This is a genomic window from Actinoplanes sp. NPDC049802 (genome assembly GCF_040656595.1).
In the GTDB taxonomy this organism is placed as follows: Bacteria; Actinomycetota; Actinomycetes; order Mycobacteriales; family Micromonosporaceae; genus Actinoplanes.
In genome coordinates this window covers 1-18581 of record NZ_JBFAMR010000043.1, presented here as the reverse complement: position 1 = coordinate 18581, position 18581 = coordinate 1, and the positions used below count along the sequence as shown (strand labels likewise).

15 protein-coding genes are annotated in these 18581 nt (G+C 67.7%); 11 read left to right on the top strand and 4 right to left on the bottom strand.

Features of this window, described 5'->3' with window-relative positions; translation table 11 throughout:
• The first annotated feature begins 69 nt into the window (after window positions 1–69).
• Complete coding sequence (locus tag AB0I88_RS26325; RefSeq protein WP_361029856.1) at window positions 70–837, top strand: hypothetical protein; 768 nt, start codon at window positions 70–72, stop codon at window positions 835–837.
• A gap of 137 nt (window positions 838–974) precedes the next feature.
• Here AB0I88_RS26325 and AB0I88_RS26320 read toward each other — a convergent pair whose 3' ends face one another.
• Both AB0I88_RS26320 and AB0I88_RS26315 read right to left on the bottom strand, forming a co-directional pair.
• Window positions 975–3278 (bottom strand): IPT/TIG domain-containing protein, encoded by a 2304-nt coding sequence (locus AB0I88_RS26320; protein WP_361029853.1) that lies wholly within the window; start codon window positions 3276–3278, stop codon window positions 975–977.
• Window positions 3279–3565: 287 nt separating this feature from the next.
• Entirely contained in the window at window positions 3566–5806 is a 2241-nt protein-coding gene (locus tag AB0I88_RS26315; protein WP_361029851.1) for an IPT/TIG domain-containing protein, read from the bottom strand.
• 394 nt (window positions 5807–6200) lie between these two features.
• Between AB0I88_RS26315 and AB0I88_RS26310 the strand changes: the two genes are divergently transcribed.
• Window positions 6201–6491 carry a DUF1540 domain-containing protein gene (locus tag AB0I88_RS26310; protein WP_361029848.1) on the top strand — a complete coding sequence of 97 codons (291 nt, stop codon included), beginning with the start codon at window positions 6201–6203 and terminating at the stop codon, window positions 6489–6491.
• Window positions 6492–6723: 232 nt separating this feature from the next.
• Here AB0I88_RS26310 and AB0I88_RS26305 read toward each other — a convergent pair whose 3' ends face one another.
• On the bottom strand, window positions 6724–9183 hold the full coding sequence (locus AB0I88_RS26305; protein WP_361029845.1) for an IPT/TIG domain-containing protein: 2460 nt from the start codon (window positions 9181–9183) through the stop codon (window positions 6724–6726).
• Window positions 9184–9411: 228 nt separating this feature from the next.
• Here AB0I88_RS26305 and AB0I88_RS26300 point away from each other — a divergent pair, with 228 nt between their 5' ends.
• The 6 genes from AB0I88_RS26300 (at window position 9412) to AB0I88_RS26275 (ending at window position 15066) form a co-directional block, all read left to right on the top strand.
• On the top strand, window positions 9412–10161 hold the full coding sequence (locus AB0I88_RS26300; RefSeq protein ID WP_361029842.1) for an NUDIX domain-containing protein: 750 nt from the start codon (window positions 9412–9414) through the stop codon (window positions 10159–10161).
• Window positions 10158–11231 (top strand): molecular chaperone DnaJ, encoded by a 1074-nt coding sequence (locus AB0I88_RS26295; RefSeq protein WP_361029839.1) that lies wholly within the window; start codon window positions 10158–10160, stop codon window positions 11229–11231. The genes AB0I88_RS26300 and AB0I88_RS26295 overlap by 4 nt, the downstream gene beginning before the upstream one ends.
• A gap of 12 nt (window positions 11232–11243) precedes the next feature.
• The gene (locus AB0I88_RS26290; protein WP_361029836.1) at window positions 11244–12200 is read left to right on the top strand and encodes a hypothetical protein; all 957 of its coding nucleotides are present in this window, start codon (window positions 11244–11246) and stop codon (window positions 12198–12200) included.
• On the top strand, window positions 12197–13393 hold the full coding sequence (locus tag AB0I88_RS26285; protein WP_361029833.1) for an adenylosuccinate synthetase: 1197 nt from the start codon (window positions 12197–12199) through the stop codon (window positions 13391–13393). Before AB0I88_RS26290 ends, AB0I88_RS26285 begins: the two co-directional genes overlap by 4 nt.
• A 615-nt stretch (window positions 13394–14008) precedes the next feature.
• Window positions 14009–14869 carry a helix-turn-helix transcriptional regulator gene (locus tag AB0I88_RS26280; RefSeq protein WP_361029830.1) on the top strand — a complete coding sequence of 287 codons (861 nt, stop codon included), beginning with the start codon at window positions 14009–14011 and terminating at the stop codon, window positions 14867–14869.
• A gap of 8 nt (window positions 14870–14877) precedes the next feature.
• Window positions 14878–15066 (top strand): DUF397 domain-containing protein, encoded by a 189-nt coding sequence (locus AB0I88_RS26275; protein WP_361029827.1) that lies wholly within the window; start codon window positions 14878–14880, stop codon window positions 15064–15066.
• 44 nt (window positions 15067–15110) lie between these two features.
• Here the strand turns inward: AB0I88_RS26275 and AB0I88_RS26270 are convergent, their stop codons facing one another.
• Window positions 15111–15545 (bottom strand): nitroreductase family deazaflavin-dependent oxidoreductase, encoded by a 435-nt coding sequence (locus AB0I88_RS26270; protein WP_361029824.1) that lies wholly within the window; start codon window positions 15543–15545, stop codon window positions 15111–15113.
• Window positions 15546–15673: 128 nt separating this feature from the next.
• On the opposite strand from AB0I88_RS26270, the gene AB0I88_RS26265 reads away from it, so the two are divergent.
• The 3 genes from AB0I88_RS26265 to AB0I88_RS26255 form a co-directional block, all read left to right on the top strand.
• A complete protein-coding gene (locus AB0I88_RS26265) occupies window positions 15674–17413 on the top strand; it encodes a S8 family peptidase (RefSeq protein WP_361029822.1) in 1740 nt (579 codons plus the stop codon).
• A gap of 46 nt (window positions 17414–17459) precedes the next feature.
• Entirely contained in the window at window positions 17460–18059 is a 600-nt protein-coding gene (locus AB0I88_RS26260; protein ID WP_361029819.1) for a sulfite oxidase-like oxidoreductase, read from the top strand.
• Window positions 18029–18581 (top strand): FAD-binding oxidoreductase (locus tag AB0I88_RS26255; protein ID WP_361029816.1); only part of this gene is annotated, 553 nt, incomplete at its 3' end. The genes AB0I88_RS26260 and AB0I88_RS26255, both read left to right, overlap by 31 nt.

The window sequence follows — 18581 nt, the reverse complement described above, 5'->3', positions numbered from 1 at the left end:
CGAGCATGACACTCGAGAGGGCCTCACCCCTCCACGACAGGTCGAGCAAGCAACCAGAGGGAAAACGAAATGATCAAGGATGACCATCGGCCCGGCGACGACGGCGTCTCCCCGAACTCCGCGCCGGCCGGAAACCTCCTCCGGCGGCGCCGCGGGCGCATGGCGATCGGGGTGGCCGGGCTGGCCGCGGTGCTCGGCGCCGGCTCCTACCTGACCACGACATGGCTCACCGCGGACAACGACACCACAGCACAGGACGTGCCGGTCGTCACCGCCAACGCCCCGGCCACCGAAGAAGCCCACGCCTCTGCGACACCCTCGGGCTCATCGGCACCCGGCTCGTCATCGTCCCCGTCCGCCGCGGCCACCACCGGCGGCGCCCAGGCCGCCAACCCGGAGACACCCGCCCCACGAGACACCAGGTCAGCGGAGGAACGCATCAAAGCGGCCCGGGACGCGGCCGCGAAAGACGGATTCCCGCTGCGGCGGGCACTCGAACCGGCGCCGGGCCTCCCCCAGGGCAGCCTCAAGGTGAGGAACAGTGGCTCCCTCAAGGAGGGTGGAACCATGCGGGTGATCACCGCGAAGTACAACCTGGAGGGACAGCGCGAGCTGCTCTGGGCCGCCGACAAGGGCGAGAAGGTCGGCATCGCCCGGTGCACTCAGACCTTCCGCTTCAGCAACAACATGACCCCGAAGGAACGGCCCACCCTGCTGCTCTGCTGGAAGACCTCCCCGACCCGCAGCGTCGCAACCGTCGCCGTAGCAGCGAAGGGCCGCCCCGACAAGGCCGAAAGCGTAGCCATCATCAAGCGCGAATGGGAAAAGCTCGAATGACGAGCCGAGGACACCGATCCGCGCCGGTCCCGGACGGGACCGGCGCGGATCGTTTGTGTGGCGCGTGGTCGACGACGAAAAGGGCCGCGGCCCGGAGTTCGACTCCGGGCCGCGACTGGTGCTCTCAGTTGGTTGGATCAGTAGTTCGCCACGGTGAAGGTGGAACTGCTCGTCATGGCGCTTTCGGCATAGGCGGGGTCACCGCTGGGGGCATTCGGGGTAGCGTTGCTGACCACCACGATGTTGTAGGACCCCGTCGGGACAGCATTACTGGTCAGGCTGACATGAACCGCCGAAATGGTCCCGGTCACGTTGTTGGAGAGCGTAGCGATCGATCCGTCGTCGTTAACGGAAACGATGTAGGTCCCGCTCGGAATGGCACCAGCACCGGTCTGCTTGGTGACATAGCGGCCGACATCCGCCTGGGTGAACGTGCTGGCCGATCCGGTCAACGTGTTGACGGTGGTGGTGTTTGTGATACTACCCCGTGAGGATGGCGCCGTGCCGAGAGTGACCTGCAATCCCGTACCGTCGGCTATCGTGCTCGGCTCGGACATGAGGATAGTGGTTGAGTTGATGACATCGGCAACCGTTGCTCCAGCCGGGATCTCACTCGCGCCGCCGGTCTGAACCAGCGTCTTACCGATGTCGCCCTTGGTGAAGTTCGCACCTGCCGAGGTAAGGATGGCGCTGTTCTGAACAGACACGAAGTCACTCGCGGTGTAATAGCCGGTACCTTTCACAATCCCCAAGGCGTCCAAGGTACCGGTGAGGTTCAGTCGGCAGATCAGTTCCGTTTCGCCGATCACCAGAACGTTGGTGCAGGCGGAGACCGGGTTGAGGTAGTTCCGAGCCGTACCCGCCGCCGACGCGTACGCGGTGCCACCCGTACCGACGTACTTCCCATCGACGAGATAGACCTTGGCGTCCTGGTTGGGGGTGTCCGTGAAGTTCAGGTTCTCGAAACCCGTACCGAGAATGTCGAGGTCCACGGCGGATGCGGTGTTCGGGGCCGTGTTCGGTGTGACGGCGATGCTGTTGAGGAAGGTATAGACGCCCGCCCGGGTGGAGGTGCCGGCCGCTGTGGTCAACGACAGGTCGGCGACTCCCTGGGTGTGCGGCGGGGTGACCGCCGTGAACGTCGTGGCATTGATCGGAGTGATGTTGGTGAGAGGAGACCCGCCGAGGGTCACCGTCATCGCGCCGGCGTCGATAGGCAGATTCGAGCCGGTGACGGTGACGAGGTTGCCGCCCAACGGCGACCCGGCCGACGGTGAGATGCTCGACACCACGGGCACGGCGACCGGCGTGTACTGCGTGGAGCCCAGGAGCCTTCCACCACTGCTCGACGAATACGTACAGACGTTCACTGTCCCGGTGGCCACGGTCACGATCGAGGGTGCGGCGACGGCAGCCTTGGTGTTCGTCAGCTTGCGTGCCGGGTTGAAGTCGACACCGGAGGTGATGGCCGCGGCGGCCAGGCCCAGATCCGTCCGGTTCGTCGGGAACACGGCCGAGCAGGCAGCCGGCGTGAAGAGCACCGCCGGGTCGGTGACGCCGGTCAGGAACGCGGTCGGCGACTCGATGGTGAGGTTCGGCGTGTTGCTGGCCGTCACATACGGCGCGCCCACAGCCTGGTTCAGCGAGGTCGCGGCGAGCTGGACGGTGTAGCCGCCGACCGTCGACTGCGCCATTACCTGGTCACTGGCGCCGGTGCCCGGATAGAAGCAGACCGTGTACGAGGTGGGCGGAGGCGCTGGGGAGCCTGGAGCCGGAGCGTTGCCCGCGACCTGCGCGGGCACGGTGACCGTGACCTGGGATGTGGTCTGCCGGATCGGCTGCGTCCTGATCCGGGTGCCGGCTTGCGGATGAGTCGCCGGGCAACCCCCGGAGGCAGTGAACAGAGCGGTGTCGGCACCCGGGGTGGTGGTGAACGGCGCGCTTCCGGACGGCGTGGTGAAGGTGAGCGTGTTGCCGCCACCGCTGGGACCCGTGGTCGGTGTGACCGCGCCGATCGGGGTGAGCACGTAGCTACCCTGCCCCTTACCGGCCGCGCCCGAGGCACTGGACGCGTAGATGCAGATCATGTACTTCCGCGCTGCACCAGCGCTGAGGCTGAGCGTGGCAGGGATGGTGATCTGGGCCTCGTCGTCGGAGACCTTCCGGGTGGTGGCCGCGATGTTGGCTGCGTTGGTAGCGAAGGAGTCGGTGCACGTCGGGTTCGGCGTGAAGATCGTGTACGGCGCGGTGACGCCGGTCAACATTCCGGAGAGTGTCACCGTGATCGTGCCGGATGCCGGGCCTGCGGTCGGCGTCTGGTTGGTCACCGCAGTCAGGGCGAATGCCGGCGAGGTGCCGACGAGCGCGGAGGCGGCCGTCAACGCCGTTGCGGCGCCCGCGCCCCACAGGCGGGCGCGAGTTCTTGCGTGGGACTTGCGCATGCGAGGTCCTCCTACGGGTTCCGATGAACCGCGTTGTGGATTAGGTGGGCCCGCGCGTGCGTCGCGACAACGGCGGGCCGTCTCGATGGGAGCGTAACGTGGCATTTGCTCGCATTAGTGCAGAGTGGCGAATTTGAGTGGATCGCAAATCAGGGGCAGTCGACCGGCACCCCTGGAACGACTCAATCACGCCGCATTTCCGTTTACGATGCGGCCCCAAATCGCGCGGTGCCGCGGCTCGAAGTAGATACCTCGAACCGCGGCTTGAAATCCGGTCAATGGAACTGTCAGTAGTTGGCCACCGTAAAGGTCGACCCACTGGAGGCAACGCTCACGCGCGGACTTGAGGCGTTGATACTCGAATCACTCACCACGACGATGTTGTAGACACCGTTCGGCACGGATGCGGGCGGCGTGAGTGTCACACCCGTCAGATCACCGTGGGTACCGATGGTGCCTCCGGTAAGTGTTGCCGTCGTTCCCAAGCTGTTCACCGAGGTGATCACCGGCGTGCCCGACACGGACGCGCTACCGCCGGCCACCGCGGTGACGGCCTTACCGACGTCGGCCTGAGTGAAGGTGCCCGTCAAGGCGCTGTTGACACTGGCGGTCGCCGACATTGCGACTGGGCCGACCGTGTAAGTGCTACCGCCGGTCGCCGCGGCCGTGGCCGCCTTCGACATGACGATGGTATTGCCGTCGAGGACATCCACAACCGTCGTGCCGGCCGGGATCGTCGTGCCGGGGGCGGTCAGATTCGTGACGGCCTTGCCGATGTCGCCCTTGGTGAAGCCACCGGTCGCCGACACCAGCCGGTAGCTGTTGTTAGCAACCGTGATATCTGTTCCTGGTTGGGAGAAGACGCTCGCGGGCTTGTATGTGTCGGCTGCCGTCAACGTCTGAGTCAGATTGACCCTGCACACGAGTTCGGTGTCACTAACCACCATGACCTCGCCGCACTCGGACACCGCGTTAACATTTCCACGCGTGCCACCTGCGTTGCCGTTCGCATACGCACCGTCGACCAGGTAGACCGCCGGACCGGACAGGGGTGTCCTGCTGCTCTCGAAGGTCAGCGAGGAGAAGCCTGTACCCTTCACATCCAGGTCGACCGTCGTCGCCGTGTTCGGGGCAGTGGTCGGCGTCACGGAGATGCTGTCGATGAACGTGTACCCGTTCGCGAGCATGTCTCGGCCCGCCGCGGTCTCGATGACCAGAGTGGACCGGCCCTGAGTACTAGCCGGAGTCACGGCGGTGAAGGTGTTCGCGTTGATCGGCGTGATCTCCGTCAGCGGCTTCCCACCGAGCGTGGCCGTGATCGAGCCCGGCGAGGTCGGCAGGTTCGTGCCGCTGATCGTCACCAGGTTGCCCCCGAGCGGGGATCCCGCGGCCGGCTGGATGTCTGTCACCTGCGGCACGCTGACCGGGGTGTAGTTCGCCACGGCGAGCAGTTTGCCGGTCGTCGTGCTGGCGGAGGAGTAGGTGCAGACGTTGAATGTGCCGGCCGGAGTCAGAACGTTCTGCGGCAGAGTGATGGCCATCTTGCTGTTCGACAGTTTGCGGCCGAGGTTGTATTGAGTGTTCAGTGTCTGAGCACTCGGGAATAGTGCGGGACAGGCGGTGGTCTGGAAAAGGACCGCGGGAGCGGTGACACCGGTCAGAAACGCCGTCGGCGAGGTGACGGTGAGGCTTGGTGTGCCGGGCGGCGACGTGTACGGCGCACCGGTCGTCTGGTTCAGCGTCGCGGTGGACAGCGAAACGGTGTAACCACCGTTGGTCGACTGCGCCGTCAGGTTGTCGGAGCCGGTGTTCGCGCTGTAGAAGCACACGGTGTAACCAGTAGCAGGTGGTGTGACCGTGCCGGCGGTGGGCGGATTGCCGACAACCTCGGCAGGCACGGTGACGGTCGCCTGGGAGGTGGTCTGCCTGTTCATCGTTGCCGTGATCGGGGATCCGGACGGGTAACTGCCGGGACAACCGGCGGCCGCCGTCGAGAAGATCGCGTAGTTGGTGGCGCCGAATGGGGCGCTGCCGGTGGGCGCAGTGAAGGTGACGACGTTGCCGCCGCCGCTGGGGCCGGTGTTCGGGGTGAGTGTGCCGATCGGCGTCACCCAGTACGTGGTCTGCGCCTTGCCGGCCGAGCCGGCGGTGCTGGACGCGTAGATGCAGATCGTGTACTTACGGGCCGCGCCGGCGTTGAGGCTCAGCGTGGTGGGTACGGCGATGCGCACCTCGTCGTCGGAGACCCTGGTGGCGGTGGCGGTGATGTTGGCGGCGTTGGCGGTGTAGGTGTCACCGCATGTGGTGCCTGTCGTGTAATACGCGAACGGCGATGTCACCCCGGTCAGCATGCCGGAGAGGGTGACGTTGACGAAGCCGGATGCCGGGCCGCTCTGTGGCAGCGTCGCCGTCGCCGCCGTGAGGGCGTATGCGGGCGCCGCAGCTACCAAGCCAGAGACGACCGTCAACGCCGATGCGGCTCCCGCACCCCACAGGCGGGCACGGGTTCTTGCGTGGGACTTGCGCATGCGAGGTCCTCCTACGGGTTCCGATGAACCACGTTGTGGATTAGGTGGGCCCGCGCATGCGTCACGACGCCGACGGGCCGTCTCGGAGGGAGCGTAACGTGGCATTTACTCGCTTTCGCCTAGACTGACGAACTTGAGTAGGTTGCCCGGTATCTGATCATTCCGCGCGAAGACAGCGCCACCCGGCGGCCGCCCGCGCCCTCGCGGCCGGCACCGCATCGAGGGGCGTCGTGATCTCTGAATAGCGAGGCTTGCCTTACCTAAATCGACAAAAGTAAGCCTCGCCTAACCATTCTCGATTTCCAGGAATGTAACTCGAGAAACATGCGTAAGCTCGAGGGAATGGGTATGTTCAAATCGCTGAACGACTGCTTCGAGTAGAAGGAGGTCCGTCGTGACACAGATGATGAACATGCCTCGCGTACAGACCTGCACCGTCACGGACTGCGGCTACAACCACGACGGCTGCACGGCGTTCGCGATCACCATCGGTGAGGTGAATTCGGAGTGCGGCACGTTCGTCGGCTCCGGGCTCTCGGGCGGTATCGGCATCGCGACCGCCCAGGTGGGCGCCTGTAAGCGCGCCGAGTGCAAGTACAACAACGACCTCGAGTGTCAGGCGCCGGCCATCACCGTGGGCGCTTCCGCCGACAAGGCGGACTGCCTCACCTACGAGCACTCCTGACCGATCCACGCCGACACCGCCGCCGCCCGTCGGGCGGTGGCGGTTTCACGTTCCCGGGCCGAACCCGGCCGAGGTTTGCGCGCGGCGGGTTAGCGAGTTGCGAGAAGCCGCGAATTCGACGTCATCTCCGATTACTGGATCTTTCTGAGCGCCGGTTGTCGACCTTCCTTGACGCCGGTACGGACGAGCCGGTGGCCCGGGGCGGAAGGCCCCGGACCACCGAGATGTGCGATCAGAAGGAGCTGACGGTGAAGGTGGAGCCGCTCGTGACGGCGGACTGCCGGTATTCGGGGTCCTTCGTCTCGGCGTCGACCGAGCCGTTGCTGACGATGGTCAGGTTGTAGGCGCCCTCCAGCACCGGCGTCGCCGGGTACAGGCTCATCACGGAGCGCCTGGTGAGGGTCATGGTGCCGGTGCCCGTCACAGTCTGGCCCGGCTGGTTGGACAGCACGGCGCTGGAGCCGTCCAGCGATTCGATGACGGTGCCGAACGGGATTCCGGCGTTGTTGGCGCCGACGACCGCGCCCACGTCAGCCGCCGTGAAGCTACCCGGGACGGTCTTCTGCCCCTGGGTGAAGGACAGGCCGGTGAGGCTGACGACGTTGGCTCCGCCGCCGGTCGCCGGTGCGGAGAGGACCGCTGTCCGGCCGTTGGGTGCGACCGACACGATGGTGGTGCCGTCAGTGACGCCGGGCGTGTCCTTGAAGACGCGGCCGACGTCGGCCTTGGTGAAGGTGCTTCCACTCACCGAGACGGTGGTGGAGCCGGGAACGGCGATCAGACCGTTGGATCCGGTGGTGTTGACGTTGCGCACCGCGCCGCCGATGGCGACGGTGACCTCCGAGGCGGGAGCGGCGGTGAGGAGCGCGGGTGCGGAGATGACCGCCTTGGCCGGGCTGAGCACGTCGGTGATGATGCTTCCGTTGGGAATGGTGAGGCCGGTGCTGTCCACGATGTTGTGGCCGATGTCGTCGATGGTGAAGGCGCTGGTCTTCGAGGTGACGACCCTGCTGCCGGCGACAGTGGTGATGTCGAGGGTGAGGGTGCGGGGCGCCGTTGTCGGATCGACGAAGCCGGTCAGGTCCTTGTTGAGGCGGCGGTTCAGCTTGAGCGTGCAGATGAGCTCGTTGTCGCCGATGACCAGGACGTTCCCGCATTCGGCGACCGGACTGTTGGAGCGGACGTCGGGCGCGATCTGGGCCCCGTTGTACTCACCACGGGTCAGGAAGATTCGCGCGTCGGTCCCGGAGGTGCCGAACGGGTAGCCGAAGAAGCCGTTGCCGGTGATCGAGACGTCGATGGCGGGCATGGTGTTCGGCGCCGTGTTGGGGCTCACCTTGATGGCGTCGCGGAAGGCGAAGGCGCCGGGCAGCGCTTTGGTGCCGGACGGCGTGGTCACCATGAGTGTCGCGTTGTCGTCGGCGCCGTGCGGGGGCAGGGTCGCGGTGAACGACGTCGAGTTGATCGGTGTGACGTTGGTGAGTTCGGTGCCGCCGAGGCTGGCGGTGATGGAACCGGGCGCGGTCGGGAAGTCGGAGCCGGTCACGGTGACGGTGACGCCGCCGGTGGTGGGCCCGGCTTCGGGAGTGACGCCGCCGAGGGTGGGCAGGATCGTCGAGGTGTAGCCGGCCTGGGCCAGGACGGTGGACTCGGGGCTGGTGCCGTTGTAGACGCAGAGCTGGTACTGCTGCGGCTGGCGCTGCGGGGCCAGCGGCAGGCCCGGCACGGTCACGGCCATCCGGTTCTGGGCGAGCCGCCGGATCGAGGTCGGGTTGACGCCGATGATGCCGGTGCCGGTGCCGTAGTTGATGGGGCACTGTGGCCCGGTGACGAAGAGGACGCCGGGAGCGCTGACGCCACCGAGCATGTTGTAGGTGCCGCTGTTGATGGTGATGCCGTTGGGGCTGTCGTACGGCCCGCTGGTGGCGCTGAGCATGACGGACGGCAGCGCGACGCCGTAGGTGGCGGCGGTCAGGAGCGCGTCGTTGCTGGTGGTGCCGGCGTAGAGGCAGAGGTTGTAGATCATCGTGCCGACGACGCCGGGCGGTACGGGAACCGTGACGACGGTGTTCGCGTTGGCGGTGGACGTGCTCTTGATGACGTTCGCCGGGATGCCGCCGGAGTTGGTGGCCGGGCAGCCCGCCGGCTGGGCGACGAAGAGGCCGCCGACGCTGCCGAGGCCGGTGAACACGGCGTTGGGCGAGGTGACGGTCAGTGTGGTTCCGCCACCGCTGGGGCCGTTCGGCGGGCTGCTGGTGGCGGGGGCGTAGACGGTGAAGACGCCGTGGGCGCCGGCCAGTTGGGTGGCGGTGGTGATGGCGCTCTGGTACACGCACACGTTGTAGGTCTTCGCCACGTTGTTGGTGCCGAGCGGCACGGTGGGCACGACGACGCTGATCTCGCCGGCGTTCCTGGTGACGGTCGTCGCGTTGACGATGGTGGTGGTGGGTGTCGTCCAGTTGGCGGGGCAGCTGTCGGGGCGGAACTGGACGGCCGGGACGACTCCACTGCCGAGGCCACTGATCGAGGCGTCGTTGAGTCTCAGGGTGGCGCCAATCGGGCCGCTGATCGGGTTGGCGGTGGCCGCGTGGGCGGGAGCGGTCGTCGCCACGAGTGCCAAGGCGGCCGCGGCGACCGATGCTGTTCCCCCGCCAAGGGCGCGGACCAGGGTTTTCTTCCGGACTGTGGGCATGCCAGAGCCTTCTTTCAAGGTTTGGTGTTGGGTTCGGCGTTTGAACTCGACCGCCCGTCGGAAGCGTAATCATGAAACTTCCTCTATCCGCATAAAACTCCATAGGTCGGACTTACCGCCCTGGCATGTGATCGGTGTTGACGAGGGGCCGCGAGCGCGCTAGGTTGCACTCAGATCGAGTAATACTCAGATCGAGTAAGACTTGGACCGAGCAGAACCGGAGCGACGATGGACGAGACGAGCTTCCTGGCGGGGTACGACCCTCGGGACTATCCGGCGATCGCGGTGACCGTGGACGTCGTGGCGCTGACCATCCGGGGCGGGCGGCTCTGCGTGCTGCTCGTCGAGCGTGGCGAGCAGCCCTTCGCCGGCCACCGGGCCCTGCCCGGCGGGTTCGTGCGGGAGGAGACCCTCGGCGAGGCGGCTCTGCGGGAGCTGGCCGAGGAGACCGGCCTGACGCCCGGCACAGGAGAGCTCGACCGGGTGCATCTGGAGCAACTTCAAACGTACGGGGACCCGCACCGTGATCCCCGGATGCGCGTGGTGTCGGTGGCCTATCTGGCGTTCGCGCCGAGCCTGCCCGAGCCGACGGCCGGCAGCGACGCGGCGCGGGCCTACTGGGTGCCGGTGGAGGAGGCCAAGGATCTGGCCTTCGACCATGACGGGATTCTCGCGGACGGGCTGGAGCGGGCCCGGGCGAAGTTGGAGTACACGCCGCTGGCCACCGCGTTCACCGGGGCCGAGTTCACGATCGGGGACCTGCGGCAGGTCTACACGGCGGTGTGGGGCGAGGAGCTGCACGCCGGCAACTTTCATCGCAAGGTGCTGTCGGTTCCGGGGTTCGTGGAGAGCACCGGGGAGACCACGGCTCGGGGCGGGGAACGGGGCGGGCCACGGGCGCGGCTGTACCGGGCGGGCGACGCCCGGCTGCTGCACCCGGCGCTGCTCCGGCCGACGAGGGAGGACCGGGTGAGATGAGCGGATTCCGGGGCACGGGCGTCACCGATCACCCCAGGACGGGCACGGCCCGGGCCTGGCCGTCCACCACAGAGGACAGCAAGCCGGAGGTCAGGAGCCCGGAGATCGGGTTCGAGGAGGCCGTCGCACGGATCATGGCGGCGGTCAGCTTCGGGGACCTGCTGCACGGCGGGGAGACCGGCGGCGAGCTCGAGAAACACGGCGGAACTGGTAGGGGTCGCGCGGGTCACGCGTACAAGAAATGGGCGAAGCTGGTCCATCCGGACACGGTGAGCGCGGGTCGGAGGGCGACCGCGACGGACGCCTTCGCGAAGCTCTCCGCTCTCTACAAGCAGAAGCCGGCGGTGCCGGTGCTGCACGGACGGCGGCGGGCCTACCGGATGGGTGAGGTGTTCGCGCACGGTGACCTGGCCGAGCTGTACGCGGACGGCCAGGCCGTGATCAAGGTGCCGCGGCATCCGGGCGACAGCGACCTGATCGAGACCGAAGCCGTGACCCTGCAGAAGTTGTGGCGCGACGGTGACCCGCGGTTCCGGCCCTACGCGGCCCGGCTGATCGAGACGTTCGTCTATGAGGACGAGCGGCGCTGCCGGCGGCGGGTGAACGTGCTGGAGCGGCAGGACGGCATGGTCAGCCTGGCCCACCTGAAAGAAGCGACCCCGCAGGAGGCGCTGTGGATCTGGCGGCGGCTGCTGACCGGGCTGGGCTGGGCACACCGGGCCGGCGTCACGCACGGTGCGGTTCTGGAGGAGCACGTGCTGATCCAGCGGGAGTTGCGCGGGCTGGTTCTCATCGACTGGTGCTATGCGGGGCATCGACCTAGGGCGATAGTGAAAGCACGGCAGCCGTCCTACCCGCCGGAGGTGCTGAACGACAGGCTCGCTGGTCCCGCCACCGACATCTACATGGCGACCGGGCTGATCACGCGGCTGATGGGGCCGCGGATGCCCGAGCCGCTGCGGCGGTTCGCCGCCGGATGCACCTATGACTCGCCGCGGATGCGGCCGCAGGACGCCTGGGCGCTGCTGGGCGAACTCGACGACATCATCCCCCAGCGGTACCGGAACTGAGGAGAGAGCGACATGGGAAGCGGACACTGGTCCACCGACGTCTACACGGCGGCCGCCGATTTCCGGGCGGCGACCGGGCGGAGCGCGTTCGCGTACAGCGACTCCGGCGCCCGCACGGTGCACCCGGACCTGGACCCGGGCAAGGTGTTCATGCGGGAGTCCCGGGACAGTGACGAGCACCCGTTCAGCACGCCGATCGCGGTGCTGTTCGACGTGACCGGCTCGATGGGCACCGTCCCCCGGGTGCTTCAGACGAAGCTGCCGCAGCTGCTGGGGCTGCTGACCCGGAAGGGCTACGCGGTCGACCCGCAGATCATGTTCGGGGCGATCGGCGACGCCACCTGCGACCGGGCGCCGCTGCAGGTGGGCCAGTTCGAGTCGGACAACCGGATGGACGAGCACCTCGCGAAGATCGTCCTGGAGGGCGGCGGCGGGGGCCAGAAACACGAGTCCTACGAGCTGGCGCTCTACTTCATGGCCCGGCACACGATCCTGGACTCGCTGGTCAACCGGGGTCGCAAGGGTTACCTGTTCATCATCGGCGACGAGATGCCCTATCCGCGGGTCAAGCCGCGCGAGGTGCGGGCGGTCATCGGCGACGAGCTGCGCGAGCCGATCCCGACCGAGGCCGTCCTGACCGAGCTGAAGCGCAAGTACGACGTCTACTACATCCTGCCGACGGCGGCGCACCACAGCGGCGACAAGGAGGTGCTGTCGCGCTGGCGCAAACTGCTCGGGCAGAACGTTCTGGAGCTCGACGACCTGGACGCCGTCTGCGAGACGATCGCGCTGACCGTGGGCCTCGGCGAGGACGCCATCGACCTGGACGAGGGCATCGCGGATCTGACCGACCTGGGTTCGGCGGCGGGCGGCTCGGTCGGCCGGGCGCTGGCCCCGTTGCAGCGCACGCCGGTGGTGCGGTCGTCGTTCGAGATCGCCGGCGGCGCGGGCGGGAACCAGCGCCTGTGACCTCGCGGCACGTCGCGGTCGTCGATCTCGGTTACGGCGACGCCGGCAAGGGCACGGTCGTCGACTTCCTCTGCGCCACCGGTGCGAAGAGGGCCGTCCTGCGCTTCAACGGGGGAGCGCAGGCCGCGCACAACGTGATCACCGAGGACGGCCGGCATCACACGTTCAGCCAGTTCGGATCGGGCACGCTGCGCGGCGTGCCCACCCACCTGACCCGGTTCATGGTGGTGGACCCGCTGTCGCTGTCGGCCGAGGCGGCCGCGCTGGGCAACCCGTACCACCTGCTCACGGTGGATGGCGAGGCACTGCTCGCCACTCCGTGGCATCGCGCCGCCAACCACCGCCGGGAGCGCGCGCTTCGTCACGGTTCGTGCGGCATGGGCGTCGGAGAGACGATGGCGTACGCGTCCAAGCACCCCGATGCCCCGAAAGTCGCCGACGTGCTGTCCCCGCCCCGGTTGCGCCGCCGGTTGGCGGCCGTCCGGGACGCGCTCGACGTTCCCGGGCCACCGTTGGAGGATGTGGTGGAGGCGTTCGCCGCATTCGGCGAGGCGGTCCGGATCGTCGGATCCTCCTACACGTCCCGTCTGCTCGCCTCGGGGCCATGCGTCTTCGAGGGTGCCCAAGGGGTTCTGCTCGACGAGTGGCGAGGTTGGCATCCGCACACGACGTGGTCGACGACGACGTTCACGAACGCCCTCGCATTATGCCCGGATTTATTGCGACTCGGCGCGGTAAGGACGTACACCACTCGGCACGGTGCGGGCCCGTTCGTGACCGAGGACCCGACGCTGGACCTGCCGGAGCCGCACAACGGCCGCGACGTGTGGCAGGGCGACTTCCGGGTCGGCCACTTCGACGCGCTCGCCCACCGGTACGCGGTCGAGGTGTCCGGCGGCGTCGACGCCCTGGCTATCACCCACCTGGACATCCCGGACCACTCCCCGGACCTGCGGATCTGCACGTCCTACGAGGTGGACGGCGAAACCTGGGACCGCATCGAGCCGGGCCCGGCCCGCGACCTGGACCATCAGGAACGGCTCGGCGAGCGCTTGCGGCGGGCGCGCCCGTCCGGCCTGTACCGGCCGGACGACTGGTGCGAGGCGATCGCCACCCACCTGGGCGCGCCCGTCCACCTGGAATCCCACGGCCCGGCCGCTGCCGACAAGAAGCAGCTCAGCGCGTCCATTTGATGAAGCGCTCGAACATCTCGGCGGCCGGAGTCGGCGGCAGGTCGTGGACGGCGTCTTCGAGTTGGTTCCACATATACATGGCGAGTTGCACGCGGTCGTGCTCCGCCTTCGACGCCTCACGCGCGGGGTCGCATGGCCAGGGCCGTTCACAGGCAAGGCAGTCCCACGACGGTCGAGCCGGAACATGCGCCGTCATCCCTGTCGGCTGCGCCATTGCTGACCCCGCGTCATGAGCGGACGGCGCTGGTTTCCTCGCTGGGGAATCGCGGCATAACGAGCGGTCGGCCCGTTCCAACGCGGGTTCTCCGGTCCGGCCGACAAACGCAAGGACTGGACCACCGGAGGAGGCGCAGCGGTCACCGTGTCCGGGCAGGGAAACCAGGCGCAGCCACAAGCACATCTCTTCTTCCAGGGCATGAACCACACGCGCACTTCACGGTGCCTTCGCATGGCCTCTCCTTCCGTGGAGTGTGGCAGGTGTGGCTGCCGCAGCACGGGCCGTTAGCCACCACACCTGTCCCGCCAGTTTGCGCGCGCATTTTTATCGAGTCAACATCGCGCACGCGTTCACGGTCACCCAAACGAGTGGATGCAGGGTCGATCAAGCATCGCGAGATGGGGCAGAATGTGGCGGTGGACAGCCCGACGTTCGTGAGATTCCAGCTCGGCGGACAGCTTCGCCGGCTACGGGAAACGGCCAAGATCTCTACCGAGCGCGCGGCTGAGGCCATCGAGGTCACGGCCAGCACTCTGCGCCGGATCGAGTCTGGCAAGGTCGGCATCAAGGGCCCCTCGCTGAATGCGCTGCTCAACGAGTACGGCGTGGAGAATGCCGAGCTGCGCGAAACTCTGCTCACGATGGCGCGGGAGGGCAAGCAGCGCGGCTGGTGGGCGAAGTACAGCGACCTACCGCAGGTCTACCGCCAGTACATCGGCCTTGAATCGGCGGCCGAAGAGATCCAGGACTTCCAGACGATCGTGGTCCCCGGCCTTCTCCAGACCGAGGCCTACGCGCGAGCGATGATCAGCTCGGGTGCTCGGAGGCCGACTCCGGAAGCGGTAGAACAACATGTCACGGCCCGGATGGAGCGGCAGAAGCTCATCACCGACGGCCGGCTCCGACTCGTAGCCGTCATGGACGAGGCGGTTCTTCACCGGCAGATCGGCGGAGCCACCGTGATGCGCGAACAACTCACGGCGCTGCTGGAGTTGGCGAAGCTACACAACGTGAGCATCCAGGTGATCCCGTTCCGGGAGGGCGCCTACGCCTCGATGCTGTCGAGCTTCGCCATCCTCAACCTTCCCGCCGGCCCGAACGTGGTCTACACCGAGGGTTTGACCGGCGACCTCTACGCTGAGGGCGACGAGGTGCAGCGCTGCATGACGGTACTGAACGAGCTTCGAGCATCGGCGTTGTCGCCTACCGCGTCGCTTGAAATGATCAAGCAGATCCGCGAAACGGACCACCAGCAATAGGAGTTGTGATGCTCGACCAGACCTGGCGCAAGAGCACGCGCAGCGGAGACAACGGCGCGTGCGTCGAGATCCGGCGCGTAGACGACACGATCGAACTCCGCGACACGAAGGATCGGAGCAAGCCCGCGCACACCTTCACGCTGGCTGAGTGGGAAGCCTTCATCGGCGGTGCGAAGGACGGCGAGTTCAATCTGTAGCAGCAAGGAGGGTGGTCACCGAGGGTGACCACCCTCCTTTTCGATCAGGCCGGAGTCAGGAGGAAGACCGGGATGAGGCGGTCGGTCTTTTTCTGGTAGCCCTTGTACGGCGGGAAGGCCTCGACCGCCCGCGCCCACCAGGTCTCCCGCTCCTCGCCGGACAGCTCGCGGACCGTGTAGTCCTGCTTGAGCGGCCCGTCCTGAAGCTCGACCAGTGGGTTCTTGCGGATGTTGTGGACCCAGACCGGATGTTTGGGGGCGCCGCCGAGCGAGCCGACGACCGCGTACTCCCCGTTGTGCTCGACCCGCATCAGCGCGGTCTTGCGCAGCAGCCCGGTCTTCGCACCGACGCTCGTCAACACGATGATCGGTTTGCCCTGGATGTCGTTGGCCTCGGCACCGCCGGTGGCCTCGTACTTCTCTGCCTGATTGCGCGCCCAGTCGGAAGTGCTGGGGGCGTACTCACCCGTCAACGGCATGATCCCGACCCTACCTCGCGCACCTCGATCGCACCCGTCCCGCGCCTGCTCGGCACTTCACGAGCCTCACCTTTGTCGACAACGGGCCGACCACGGACGGGCGGCCACCCGACGAAGGGCGGAACCACATGCGGATGCAGGTGCGGCGGAACTACTTCGCCGGTGGACTCGCGGCGCTCACCGCCGCGGCGGTGAGCGTCTTCGCGCTCCCCACCGGAAGCCAGGCCTTCACGCCGGTCACCTACGGGCTGACGCTGCCGGAGACGGTCTCCGCGGCCCAGCCGGTCCGGATCGTGACCACCTCCCGCGACCTGAACGGGCGGCCGGTCTTCCGGGTCCGCGTGGCCACCGACAAGGCCGAGGCGGCCCAGCTCATCGCCCAGGCCCGGCAGGCGGGCGGCACCCTGCACGTCGAACTGGACGTCCGCGGCCACGCGCTGGAGGCGCCCACCATCGACGACGAGCACGCGGTCCACCAGTGGGACCTCGGCAAGCTCGGCGTCGAGGAGGCCTGGCAGTCCAGCACCGGGGAGGGTGTCACGGTCGCCGTCATCGACAGCGGTGTGGACGCAGGCCACCCCGACCTCGCGGACAACATGGTCGCCGGCTACGACGCCATCGAGGACACCGACGGCGGCGACTTCGACGACAACGGGCACGGCACGCACGTGGCCGGCACGATCGCCGCGGTGACCGGCAACGGCGTGGGCATCGCCGGCATCGCCCCGCACGCCCGGATCATGCCGATCAAGGTGCTGGACGCCGAGGGCAGCGGCTACATGTCGGACACCGCCGAGGGCATCGTCTGGGCCACCGACAAGGGCGCGCAGGTCATCAACCTGTCGCTCGGCTCGGCCGACCAGGTCGACGCCGTCTCCGAAGCCATCGCGTACGCCCGTGAGCAGGGTGTCACCGTGATCGCCGCGGCCGGCAACGAGCGTGCGAACGGCAGCCCGGTCAACTTCCCGGCCGCCGACGAAGGCGTCATCGCGGTCGCCGCCACCGACGACCAGGACGAGGTCGCCGAGTTCTCCAACGAGGGCGACTACCTGGACGTGGCCGCCCCGGGCGCCGGCATCATGAGCACCGTCCCGGACGGCGGATACGAGGAGTACAGCGGCACGTCGATGGCGTCGCCGCACGTCGCCGGGGTGGCCGCGCTGCTCGTGGCGTACCGGCCGGATCTCGGCCCGGACGACGTCGAGGAGGTACTGGAGAGCACCGCCGTCGACCTCGGCGAGGAGGGCTTCGACACCGACTACGGCAACGGCCGGATCGATGCGCGGGCCGCCGTCGAGTCGCTCGACGGAGACGGCGGTGAGGACGGCGGGGATGGCGAGGTGATCGTTCCCGAGGTGCTGGTGGACATCGAGTCGAAGACGGTCGGCTACGGGACGAAGACCAGCACCACCTTCGTGGTCTCCGACTCGGCGACCGGCGACCCGCTCTCCGGCCACGTGGTCGAGCGTTGCGTGACGACCGGCTCCTACGAGAAGTGTGAGGACGTCAAGACCGACGAGGACGGTGAGTACACCCTCGTCCACGTCGCCAAGAGTTCCTTCGTGGCGGAGCTGACCGTGCCGGAGTCGGAGGAGACCGAGGAGGCGTCGGCCTCGTCCGCGTACACCGTCCGGGCGGTCGTCACGGCCAGCAAGGCCGGCAAGGGCTCGCTCACCGTCAAGGTCGGTGGGGCCTCCGGGCAGAAGCTGACCCTGCAACGTCAGGTCAAGGGCAAGTGGTCGGCCGTGAAGACCTACGCGGCCAAGCCCAGCCAGAAGATCAGCGGTCTGGCGTCCGGCGCCTACCGGGTGGTGCTGGCCTCCTCGAAATCGGTGGAGGGCGTGACCAGCGGCACGGTCAAGCTCTGAACGTACGCAACGCGGTGGTGATGCTCGTGAGGTTTACTGCTATCTCATGAGCATCATCTCCCGGGGCTTCGGAGGCCGCCGACGAGAGTCGCCGCCCGACCTGCCACCCGGCCAATACCTCGCGCACGACTTCCCGGTGCTGTCGGCCGGGCCGACACCGCGGATCCCGCTGGACCGGTGGCACTTCACGATCGTCACCGAGACCGGCGAGAAGCACACGTGGGACTGGAGACAGTTCACCGCGCTGCCGGCCGAGGAGATCACGGTCGACATCCACTGTGTCACCAAGTGGTCGAAGCTCGGCACCACCTGGAAGGGCGTCGCCATCGACACCCTGTTCGAGGAGGTGGAGTCCGCCGCCGACTACGTGATGGCGCACAGCTACGGCGGCTACACGACGAACGTGCCGTTGGAGGATCTGCTCGACGGCAAGGCGTGGATCGCGTACGAGTACGACGGCGAACCACTGCACCCGGAGCACGGCGGCCCGGCCCGGCTGCTGATCCCGCACCTCTACTTCTGGAAGTCGGCGAAGTGGGTGGACGGGTTCCGGATGATGCACGAGGACGAACCGGGGTTCTGGGAGGACGCCGGCTACCACATGTACGGGGACCCATGGCGCGAGCAGCGGTATCACGGCGACTGACCTGGCGGGCCGCCACCGTGGTGGAGGCCCGCTGGGAGACACCGACGGCACGCACGCTGGTGCTCGACATCCCCGAGTGGCCCGGTCATCTGGCCGGGCAGCATCTCGACGTCCGGCTCACCGCCGAGGACGGCTACCAGGCCCAGCGCAGTTACTCGATCGCCTCGGCGTGGCCGGGTGACGGCCCGGCCGAGATCGCGGTGCAGCGGCTGGAGGACGGCGAGGTGTCGCCGTACCTGACCGACGTGGTCGAGCCCGGCGATCAGATCGAGGTGCGCGGGCCGGTCGGCGGCTGGTTCGTCTGGCGGGACACCTCGACCGCGCCGGTGCTGTTGGTGGCCGGCGGCTCCGGGGTGGTGCCGCTGATGGCGATGATCCGGGCGCGTGCGCTGGCCGACGGCCGGCAGCCGTTCCGGCTGATCTACTCGGTGCGTACGCCGGAGGACGCCCTCTACGCCGACGAACTGCGCCGCCGCGGTCGTGAGGACGCCGGGCTGGACGTGCGGTTCGTCTACACCCGCA